Origin of the sequence: Vibrio sp. V12_P9A6T4, from assembly GCF_963874835.1 — a bacterium.
Taxonomy (GTDB): Bacteria; Pseudomonadota; Gammaproteobacteria; order Enterobacterales; family Vibrionaceae; genus Vibrio; species Vibrio anguillarum.
On record NZ_CAWNJO010000094.1, the window covers coordinates 1 to 10,614 of the forward strand.

At 46.4% G+C, this 10,614-nt stretch carries 10 protein-coding genes; 9 read left to right on the forward strand and 1 reads right to left on the reverse strand.

Features of this window, described 5'->3' with window-relative positions; all coding sequences use genetic code 11:
• Positions 1 to 151: 151 nt before the first annotated feature.
• Entirely contained in the window at positions 152 to 817 is a 666-nt protein-coding gene (locus tag AACQ42_RS15160; RefSeq protein WP_094165586.1) for a LexA family protein, read from the reverse strand.
• A 118-nt stretch (positions 818 to 935) separates the two neighbouring features.
• Here AACQ42_RS15160 and AACQ42_RS15165 point away from each other — a divergent pair, with 118 nt between their 5' ends.
• The 9 genes from AACQ42_RS15165 to AACQ42_RS15205 all read left to right on the forward strand — a co-directional run bounded on the left by AACQ42_RS15165 (position 936) and on the right by AACQ42_RS15205 (position 10,218).
• Positions 936 to 1,172 carry a helix-turn-helix transcriptional regulator gene (locus AACQ42_RS15165; RefSeq protein WP_094165587.1) on the forward strand — a complete coding sequence of 79 codons (237 nt, stop codon included), beginning with the start codon at positions 936 to 938 and terminating at the stop codon, positions 1,170 to 1,172.
• A 300-nt stretch (positions 1,173 to 1,472) separates the two neighbouring features.
• A complete protein-coding gene (locus AACQ42_RS15170; RefSeq protein ID WP_176429665.1) occupies positions 1,473 to 1,637 on the forward strand; it encodes a hypothetical protein in 165 nt (54 codons plus the stop codon).
• A gap of 171 nt (positions 1,638 to 1,808) precedes the next feature.
• A complete protein-coding gene (locus AACQ42_RS15175) occupies positions 1,809 to 2,774 on the forward strand; it encodes a helix-turn-helix domain-containing protein (protein WP_094165589.1) in 966 nt (321 codons plus the stop codon).
• Between the two features lie 66 nt (positions 2,775 to 2,840).
• Positions 2,841 to 3,659, forward strand: a complete 819-nt coding sequence (locus AACQ42_RS15180) for a TIGR02642 family protein (protein ID WP_094165590.1) — start codon at positions 2,841 to 2,843, stop codon at positions 3,657 to 3,659.
• A gap of 114 nt (positions 3,660 to 3,773) precedes the next feature.
• Positions 3,774 to 4,619, forward strand: coding sequence for a hypothetical protein (locus tag AACQ42_RS15185; protein WP_094165591.1), 846 nt, complete (start codon positions 3,774 to 3,776; stop codon positions 4,617 to 4,619).
• Positions 4,612 to 6,309 carry a terminase gene (locus tag AACQ42_RS15190; RefSeq protein ID WP_094165592.1) on the forward strand — a complete coding sequence of 566 codons (1,698 nt, stop codon included), beginning with the start codon at positions 4,612 to 4,614 and terminating at the stop codon, positions 6,307 to 6,309. Before AACQ42_RS15185 ends, AACQ42_RS15190 begins: the two co-directional genes overlap by 8 nt.
• Positions 6,306 to 8,393 (forward strand): portal protein, encoded by a 2,088-nt coding sequence (locus AACQ42_RS15195; RefSeq protein ID WP_094165593.1) that lies wholly within the window; start codon positions 6,306 to 6,308, stop codon positions 8,391 to 8,393. The genes AACQ42_RS15190 and AACQ42_RS15195 overlap by 4 nt, the downstream gene beginning before the upstream one ends.
• A 161-nt stretch (positions 8,394 to 8,554) precedes the next feature.
• Positions 8,555 to 8,962 (forward strand): LexA family protein, encoded by a 408-nt coding sequence (locus AACQ42_RS15200; protein ID WP_094165594.1) that lies wholly within the window; start codon positions 8,555 to 8,557, stop codon positions 8,960 to 8,962.
• The gene (locus AACQ42_RS15205; RefSeq protein WP_094165595.1) at positions 8,962 to 10,218 is read left to right on the forward strand and encodes a Y-family DNA polymerase; all 1,257 of its coding nucleotides are present in this window, start codon (positions 8,962 to 8,964) and stop codon (positions 10,216 to 10,218) included. Before AACQ42_RS15200 ends, AACQ42_RS15205 begins: the two co-directional genes overlap by 1 nt.
• Positions 10,219 to 10,614 lie beyond the last annotated feature (396 nt).

The following is a 10,614-nucleotide window of genomic DNA, read 5'->3' on the forward strand; positions in this document are numbered from 1 at the left end:
CGCATTAGCATCCTATATTACATATTGGAATTATATTGTAAATTACAAATTGGAGTTTTTTGGGTTTTTTACAAGACAGGGATGTCTGATTGTTACAATTTGGGCAATAAAAAACCGCCTTGCTTGGCGGTTCGTATCTAGTGGGAGGTTGCTAAAAGAGTTTTAACTTTGCATCAATAACAACACCGATAATTTTACAGTTACCATTAACGGCGATGGCGTTATAGGAGGGGTTGAGCGGTTTTAAGTACTTCTGACCAGCATCAATAACTAGTTTTTTGAATGTTGCTTCATTCACATCAGTCAGCTTGGCCACAACCAGAGAGCCGTTCTGATGATCTCGTTCTGTATCAACAAGAACAAGGGTGCCTTCCGGGAAACTTACCCCTACGCCAGATGTCATAGAGTCACCTTCGACTCTTAACCAAAAGCAGCGTTCACTAGTTCGTTCAGTCGTTTCATACCACTCATTAATTTCCTCAGCTGTATAAGGCTCAATTGCTTCTGACCACATTCCTGCTTGTACTGAACTTAAAACGGGGAAAGACTTCTGATATGAAGGCTGTATTTCGAGACGTGAAATATTCGCCCAAGCTTCATCGGGATACTCAACTAATCCATCAGAATTTAGAGTGAAATGGTCTAGCCCTACGATTTTCATCATAGAGGCTATCTCTTCGATACTCGGCTTACGATTTCCACCCAGCCAATGAGCAATCGCGCTTTGGGATTTATCCAAGCGCTCTGCAAGCACAGCTTGAGTGATGCCGTTATCTTTCATTCTGGCCTTAACCAGATCTTTCCAATTCATCTTCATAGCGATGATTATTACTTAATGTAATCACACTTTAAACATCCAAAATGTAATTTATCTTGTTTTTGTTAATTCCATTTTGTAATCTTCATGCGTGTTTCTATGGAGGCAAAATGTTTACATGACCAATATCAAGCAGATTCTTAAAAACATTGGCAAGTCACAGGGATTGCTTGCGAAAAGTATCGGTATTTCCCAGGGAGCCGTAAATCACTATGCCAATGGTAATCGTAAGCCTAGCTACGAAATGGCATGGAAAATTGTTAAAGCTCTGAATGAACTAGGAGCAAGTTGTTCATTTGATGATGTTTTTCCTGAGCCGGGTTTTGAGGTGCGGCAGGAAGCAGAGTGTGGTTAGTCGTTGATCTTTCAAGCTAACAGCAGATTTAGAGGTGAAGAGCATGAGAACAAACTCATTTTGGGTCACGGTGGAGCAGCTTGCCTGCATCACAGTGAATACCTGCCGAGTAGCGTTATCGCAGGGGCAGGAGACATTAACTTTTGAGAGGGATCAAATCCAGCGATTGAAGGAGAAGTGTGAGCACTACCTTCGGGTATTAGATGAGGAAAGAGAGTTGGCTTTAAACCGCGGCAACGGTTTAAAGCCGAGTGAAAAGTCTTGCGAGGAAATTTCACATACCACTTCGGAGAAGCAGTGATGGGAAGAATAGCATTAAGAGCTCGGATTGAGAATCTTCAATGGCGTCTGTTTAAGGTTGAGCAAGGTCGGCAAACCGAGATCACTTACGACGAAATGGCCGATCTTTATGAAGCTAAGCGTCTGTATGTCAAAGCTGTCTATGAGGGATTAGTCCGTGGTTAGAAACGTGATGTCATGTTTTCCCTACCGAATGCTCTGTGAGTGGATTTTGCTGGTGGCGAGCCTACTTCATCACTTGCTCATTACAAGGGAGTGGGCTTGTTTCCATTATCAATTGGGAACAATTCGTAGCCTGCTGGTGGCTTTGGGATGGTTGAGCGTTGAGGTAAGACGATGTCAGTCAAGGTAATGAGCTATGTATGGGATATATCTCTTTTCAAGGGCTCTGACAAGCTCATTATGCTTTGTCTGGCGGATCATGCTGATGATGCAGGTGTGTGCTGGCCTTCCATTGAAACCATCGCTCGCAAAAGTGGCGTCTCACCGACTACAGTCAAAGCAACCTTGAAGAAATTGGAAGCAGGCGGCTGGATTGTAAAACGAAACCAGTTCAAAAAAGCTGATTCAGGTCGATTGGTGCGATCCAATAACCAGTACCAATTGCCAGTGAAGCGATTGAAGTCTACCGCGGATGAACTGACGGATTTCGAACAGTCGTATTTCGTCCATTCAAAATTCGAACATTCGAAATACGAACAGACGAATTTACCTGAGGGGGTAGGTCAGATCCCGGCTGGGGGTAGGTCGGATTTCGGCCATAAACCATCAATAGATCCATTATTAGATCCGTCAGAAGGTGATGCCCCGCCTTTCAGCCCTCAAACAGATCTAAATTTGGATCCAGTTGTGTTTGAAATTCCACTCAAGGGTAAACATGTTTCGCACCCGGTAACGCAATCTCAGGTGGTGGAATGGCGCTCACTCTATCCTGCCGTCGATATTGCGCAGCAGCTTCGTAACATGATTGGTTGGTGTCAGGCGAACCCAACACGGCAGAAAACCGTGCAGGGGATCCAGCGCTTTATCCATGCTTGGCTTTGCAAAGAGCAAGACAAGGGACGAATGGTTGCCGTGTCTCAGGCTGCGCCGAAGTCCATAGATGATGCGCAGTTGTTGAAGCGAAAGATCCAGCAAATTGAAATCGATATTAATAACGAGAACGTCGCGCTGATTTCTTTCAAGCAGCGTAAGTCCGACGCATCTGATCAGGCTGCGCAGTCGGCTGAGCGCAAAATCAAGGCCATGATGGCTCAACGAGAAAGCTGGCTGCGAGAGCTTTCGATGCGAGCGGATGATTAGTGGTGTGATGAGCCCGCTACGTTTTGCCGTTTTCAGACCATATTCTCAGAGTAAGGAGTCACGACAGTGAGTAAAAAGCTTGAGCTTTTAACACGATTAAGCGCCGCAAGAACCATGAAATGGGAAGAATCTATCAGTAAAAATGGACCGACCAAAGAGCAGCTTCTCGGAGCTATGGGCTTAGCAAAGCGCGATAACCCTATTGGCATGGCGATCCTCAATGCCAAATACTTGCATTGTGCTTATTCGCTGGCAGTACTGAGGGATTGTCTTGGCTCACTTGAGGTCCATCGTTTAGAGATAAGCTTGGCTCCGAATGAGCTTAAACACTTGCATTATCTGGTTATGGCGGATGTGCTGAATGTTCCCATAGACAGTCAGCAAGCACGATTAGCTTCAGTTTGGCGTCGATATAGCGCCTACGCAGCGCGGACTCAGAAATCGATTGGAATACTCAGCAAAGCAATGCGATCGATGGAACGAGCGATAGAGATCAAAACCAGTCAATTTGAGTGCAGTCGTTTACAGGCCAACATTGCGTCACACCAAATGCGCATTGATGCGCAGAAGCAGTTATTGGCCGATTACGCGCAGAAAAAAGCCACTGAATCAGCAAAATGTCCGCGTTGCAAAGCCACTGGTGTTATTCCCAAAACGCAGCGATCTTGTGACAGTTGTGATGGAATGGGGGAGTTTCGAACGACCGAAGCCGATTGGAAAGCTTCTTTATTGACTGCGGCTTTGCAGACTCACAAAGAGCTCATCACTCGCTATTGGCCTGCGATTCTTCGCCTACTTCAAGAGTGGAAAACTCAGTTGTATCGGCATGAAGCTGAGGCACTTTCGACGCTTGAAAAGCGCTTATTTGCCGAGTTTGAAGATTGAGCAAACTCGATCCGCTGATTGATATGACAAGGTAATTGCGGTAGATTTTCCAACAATAGCGAGGCTGCATCTTTTGATGCGGCCTTTTTTTATTGCTCGCGATTGGGAGCCTTAATGGTGGCAAAACGAGATTGGAAAGCGCTGCAACAAGAGTACAAACTCGCGTTTGAACAAACAGGCATCACAATCAAAGCGTGGTGCGATCAAAACCACATCAATTACAACACGGCGCGTCGATATCTGCAGGTGTTGAGTTCGACACTGGAAAACAGCGAAAACCCAGCAAAAAACGTTCAATCCCCACGTGCTATCATTTCTTCGTCCGATGTGGAACGGCTCGCTCAATGTGATCAGTTAGGAGAAGGTAGGGAAGAAAAGCGCGGAAAATCAAAAGGTAATGGTAAAAAAGCGCCAGTGATCAGTGAAAGTGATCAGTTCACTGATCACGTGACTGATCAAAACTCACCGAAACCGACGCATGCGCAATTTTTACAGCGTGTTTTGCATCTAGATACGACTCATCAACGCGATGAGAGCGGGCGGTTTATTCATGGCAACCAGTGCTCGACCAAACACAATGGCTATGCGCAGCGCTTAAATGATCCGGATGCCATTTTTGATGCGGCTAACTCGGATATCGACCACGAGATTGTGTTTTGTCGGGCGCGAGTGCTGAAAGCCATGGAAACCTACCAGAAGATTGGAGCCGAGCTCGGTAAGGAAGGCTTAGCGTTGGCCGAGCGTGTCAAACTGTATGAGCTCTACGTTAGCACCGACAACATTGTGGACAGAAACATGGCGCGCGTGGAATCTCTGCTGCGAACCAAAGCACAGGTTAAGAAAACGGAATTGGAAGCCGAGCGGATTGCACAAGAGTCAGCAGGGCTTGGAACTGCGATTGCCGACATTGTGCAAGAAATTCAAGAAATGGGTTCGGACGGGTTTGTATTGAATGATTAACCTTGGTTCAGTAACCCAAGAGAAGATAAGCGCGCAGGATCGCGCTTTTCTTTTTTCTCGGCTGAGCAATAAGTGGTGGCGGCTCAATCATCTTTACAAAATAGAGAATGAAGATGGCGAGCTGGTGACGTTCAAGCTTCGCCCTGCCCAAGCATTGTTGTTTAAGATGATGGGCTATCGCAACATTATCCTAAAAGCGCGCCAGCTTGGTTTTTCGACCGCAATTGATATCTACCTACTCGATGAAGCGCTATTCAATAAACGGCTTAAGTGCGGCATCGTCGCGCAGGACAAACAAGCCGCGGGGGAGATTTTCAGAACTAAAGTGGAAGTGCCTTATGACAACCTTCCGGCATGGCTTAAAGCGGCAATCCCAACCGAAGAGCGTAAGAGTGGAGCCAACGGTGGACGCATGGTGTTTAAGAACGGCTCAAGTATTCAGGTCGCCACCTCCTTTCGCTCCGGTACTGTGCAGCGCTTGCATATTTCTGAGCATGGCAAAATTTGTGCGAAGTACCCACACAAAGCCAAAGAGGTGAAAACCGGTACGCTTAACGCTATTCACCAGAATGCGATCTGTTTTATTGAGTCGACGGCAGAAGGGGTCGGGGGCGATTTTTATACCATGTGCATGCGCGCTATGGAGCAAGCCAAAAGTGGGGTAGAGCTGAGCCGCGAGGATTATCAGTTTCATTTTTTCGCATGGTGGCAAGATCCGAAATACCGCTCAAAAGTGCCGATGAATGGGCTCGTTGTGCCGAAAGTGATGGCTGAGTACTTTACTGGAGTCGAAAAATCGATGGGCTGCCAGCTCGATGATGAGCAAAAGCAGTGGTATCTCGAAAAAGAAGCCATGCAGGGCGAGGAGATGAAACAGGAATTCCCGTCCACGCCGCTGGAGGCGTTTTTAACCTCAGGGCGTCGGGTGTTCAATCCTGCCCATATTATGGCCGCGGAAGCGGATGTTTTTGCCCCCTTCTTGGTGTATGACCTTGAGCCTATGACGGGAAACCTAACTCGGGTGCACTCGATAGAGAGTCACGATCCGCTTCGCATGCAGCGTAATGCGATGAACCTTTTGCTGATGTGGGAAATGTTCGATGAGGATGAAGAGTATGCACTGGGTGTGGATATTGCCGAAGGGCTAGAGCATGGCGACCGCAGTAGTATTGATGTTGTGAAAAAATCCGATGGTGAGCAAGTGGCCCACTGGTTTGGCTATATCGATGCTGAGTTATTGGCTTATCTGGTTAAACATATCGCGATTTTATACGGCAACGCTTACGTGATGCCTGAGCGCAATAACCACGGCCATGCCTTTATTCAAAAGCTTCGAGAAATCTACCCCACACCCTACATCTATTCAGAGCAATACCTAGATCGTGACAACGATGATGAGACGGTCAAGCTCGGCTGGTTAACCACCAAACAATCCAAACCTATCCTCACGGAAGGTATGAAGACGCTCTTTCAAAACGGCGTATCTGGCATTCGTTGGATGGGGACTATTTCGGAATACCACAGCTATGTGTACGACAAAAAGGGAGCGATGAACGCTCAGGAAGGGTGTTTTGATGACCAAGTGATGAGTCATATGCTCGCCCAAGAAGCCCGTGCACGTATGCCAAAGCGTGTGAAGTCAGAAGACCTCAAACGCGATCCTTCTAACAATCATTGGCAGACAAAATGATGCAACACGCAAAACTCGATACTTTTATGCTGCGTATCCTCTCCGATATTGATGGCCAACCTGACTGGCGCAGTGCTGCCAAAGTTGCCACTGCCTACTACGATGGCGATCAGCTTGATCCGAGAGTCAAAGATAAGCTTAAACAGCGTGGCCAGCCCACTACAATCCATAACCTGATTGCGCCGACCATTGATGGTGTCCTCGGGATGGAAGCCAAAACCCGCACCGACCTTTTGGTGTGCGCAGATGATCCCGATGAACAAATGGAGCTGATGGCGGAAGCCGTGAATGCCGAGTTTTCGGATGCGGCGCGGCTAGGGCGGCTTGATAAAGCACGCTCAGAGGCGTATGGCTCACAAATCAAAGCGGGCGTTGGCTTTGTTGAGGCATACCGTAATCCCAACCCGTTCGGGCCTAAGTACAAAATCAAACTTATCCCTCGTGATGAAGTGTTCTGGGACTGGTTCTCCACTGAACCGGATTGGAGCGATTGTCGCTGGGTGATGCGTATGCGCTGGATTGATATTGATGAACTCGCGAGTTTGGTTCCCAATAAATCTAAGGTGCTGGAATACGCGAAAAAGGATTGGCGTGGGTTTGTTGATGTTGAAAACCTCGAAGGGCTCGATCCACTGTTGACCAGTGCGCATGAAGCGTTTAATCACTGGTCACGCGATCATTCGGAGTACTTATCCCATAACCGCGAGCGTATTCGTTTGCAGATTGTGTATGTGCGTCATATTGAACGCAAAGCCGTGCTTGAAACCCAAGATGGGCGAGTGATGGAGTTTGACCCGAACGATCTGACTCATGCGATGGCACTGGCGATGGAGAGAGCCACACTGCGGCAGGCTCAAGTGAGCCGAATTAAAGAAGAGTGGTACGCCGGGATGTATCACTTATTAAGCCGTGACTGTGCCGCGCCTAATGGCATGTTTCCCATTGTGCCATTCTGGGGATTTCGCAAAGACGCCAGTGGTGAACCCTATGGTCTGATTGCTCGGGCCATTCCGGCGCAAGATGAAGTCAACTTTAGGCGCATTAAATTGACGTGGTTACTGCAGGCCAAACGAGTCTTAATGGATGAAGATGCCACCAATATGAGCCAACAACAGATTTTAGAAGAGGTTGAACGACCCGATGGCCTGATTAAGCTCAACCCACAGCGGAAAAACCAAAAATCCATCAGCGAAGTGTTTCAGGTTCAGCAAGATTTCAATATCGCCGCGCAGCAATTTAATGTAATGCAGGATTCGATGAAGCTTATCCAAGATACCATGGGTGTTTATGGTGCTTTCTTGGGGCAAGAATCCAACGCGACCAGTGGGATTGCGATTGCCAATCTGGTTGAGCAGGGGGCGACAACGCTTGCCGAAATCAACGATAACTACAACTTTGGATCGCAGCTATTGGGTGAGCTGCTACTGGGTTACATCCTTGAGGATATGCGTGAGCAGCACAATAAAGCGATTGTGATCAACCGTAATGACAAGCGAAAGCGCAAAACTGTAGTGATGAACCAAGTCGATGAACAAGGGCTACTGACCAATGATTTAACCCGCTTACGCGCCCATATTGCGCTGGCTCCCATTCAGCAAACCGCTGCTTACAAATCGCAGTTGGCAGAGCGAATGATGATGATCACCGCGCAGTTGCCGCCAGAAGTACAAATCACCGTGATTGATTTAGTGCTGGAGCTTACCGATGTGCCGAACAAGCAAGAGTTTATGGAGCGTGTCCGAGCGGCGCTTAATATTGAAAAAGAGCCGGAGGATATGACAGAGGAAGAGCAGGCCGAGTTAGCCGCGCAAAAGCAGCAGGAGCAACAGCTTCAGCAAAAGCAGCTTGAGTTGCAGATGCGTGAAATGGAGGCCAAGGTCCTCAAACTGGAAAGCGAAGCAAAGAACATCATGGCCAAGGCGCAGCGCGAAGAAGGTTTAACCGATAGCCAGCGCTACGACAATGCCAAAACCCAAGCCGAAACCAAGCAGATCTTGCAAGAAATCGAAAGCCTCAACCTCGAAATGAGTCAAATGCAAAGCCAGATGCTGCAGACGGTAGAAGCCATGATTGAACAGATGTAGAAGGTTCGATTTGAAAGTGTATTGATTACAGAAGCTTGGACAAACACCTCTCAAATGCTCGATGAGAGGACGGGGAAATTTGTAACTTAGTAGCGTTTTTAAATTGCTTTTTCGCGATTTCAATATAAAAATAATACTGTATATAAACACAGTGAACTTATATGAAAGTCATACCTATTTACGCGAGTGCGGGCATTACAGGGTTTGAAAGTCCTGCAACTGAATACAAACAACTCTCCATTGATCTTGATGGTTTACTTATCCAGCATCCGAGCGCCACTTTTATTGGTAAAGCGAGTGGCGATTCTATGCAAGGAGTGGGGATATTTGATGGCGATTTGCTGATTGTTGATCGTCATCTTGAAGCTATGAATCACGATGTGATTGTTGCGAATTTTAATGGAGAGTTTGTATGTAAGATCCTTGACATTCGTCGTCGATTATTGCTCTCTGCAAATGAAAAAATTCAACCTGTGGCTATCCACGATTTTGACACCTTCTCTTTAGAAGGCGTTGTGGTTAGCTCCATTCGTTTCCATCGAAGTAATCAGATATTGAGTGATCAGTGATGTTTGCTTTAGTCGATGCCAACTCGTTTTACTGCAGTGCTGAACAAGTCTTTCGTCCTGATTGGCGAGGAAAGCCCGTCATAGTATTATCAAACAACGATGGTTGTGTTGTGGCTGCGAACCGCCAAGCAAAGGAAGCGGGTGTTGAGAAGTTTAAACCCTACTTTCAGGTTAAAGCGCTTTGTGAGCAAAAAGGCGTTATTGCACTTTCATCAAACTATGAATTGTATGCCGACTTATCGTCAAAGATGATGCAGGTGATCGGGAGGTTCGCGTCCGAGCAACACATATACAGCATTGATGAGTCGTTTTTATCTTTTGGACATTTATATCCTTCTGTCTCGTGTTTTAAAAAATTAGGCATGGAACTTAGGCGTACAGTATGGCGTGAGTGCCGTCTTCCTGTGAGTGTTGGCTTTGGGAGTACATTAACACTCGCGAAAGTGGCTAACCATGCCGCAAAAAAATTGGATGCTTATCAAGGTGTTTGTGTACTTGATAATGAAAAAGAGCGTCAAATAGTGTTATCTCAATTACGAGCGGTTGATGTGTGGGGCATAGGTCGTAAACTTGGACAGCGCCTACAGCTAATGGGCATTAAAACAGCTTTACAACTGGCTAACTATCCTCCTGCACTCATTAGGAAGGAGTTTAACGTTGAGGTGGAACGTACAGTTCGTGAGTTGAATGGACAAAGATGTAAAGGATGGGATGTAGCTCAAGCTGATAAGAAACAAATTTTCTCTACACGTAGTGCAGGACAGCGAATTACAGATATTGAGTTGCTGAAACAAGTCTTGTGTAAACATGCCAATATTGCCTCTTATAAGGCCCGCCAACAAAAATCACTCTGCCGAGTCATGCTCTGTTTTGCAAATAGCTCTCCCTTTGATGAGTCTTCCGTTGTGCGTAGAGCGATTCATAGGTTTGCTTATCCGACATCCGATGTGACTCAACTGACCGAGGTTGCATCTTCACTCGCTGAGCAACTGTTTCAGAAAGATGTTCGGTTTTATAAGATTGGGGTGGGTTTGCTTGACCTTGTTGATGGGCAACATGAGCAATCGGATTTATTCAATCCAACTCCGAATAACCTTGCGTTGATGCATGTCTACGATACCCTAAATGGCCGGTATGGGAGTGATACCCTTTTTTTGGCGGCGCAGGGTATCACTCAGAAATGGGCAATGCGGCGTGATATGTTGACTCCACAGTACACAACGCGTTGGCAAGATTTACCAAAAATCAAATGCTGACAGTGTGGGTTATGTTTTGCCTGCATTGTCTGATCTTGGCTTTGCTAAGTAATGAGCCAATGCGATTTGCCCTGAATAGCTTTTGCCCCTTTTCTTTAGAGTAGATACATATCACTAAACAGGCGTGTACATATTAACCAACATTTTCTAATGTTAGATGCTGGTATGTAATCACTTTCATTTAAGGTCAATACGGATTGTGGTGGCAACGTTATCTACAAAATCACATACCCGAACGGCAAGTTTATAGAAAAGCGCATATGTCTCTAAATAAAACGGAATATATTCTAAAAAGCATTAGTAAGATAAAGAACAAAAAATGGGAGTTTTTTATTGTCATCCCTAAACCACCGCCTTGGGCGGTGGTGATTGAACCTTGGGGCTATTGCCCGAAGG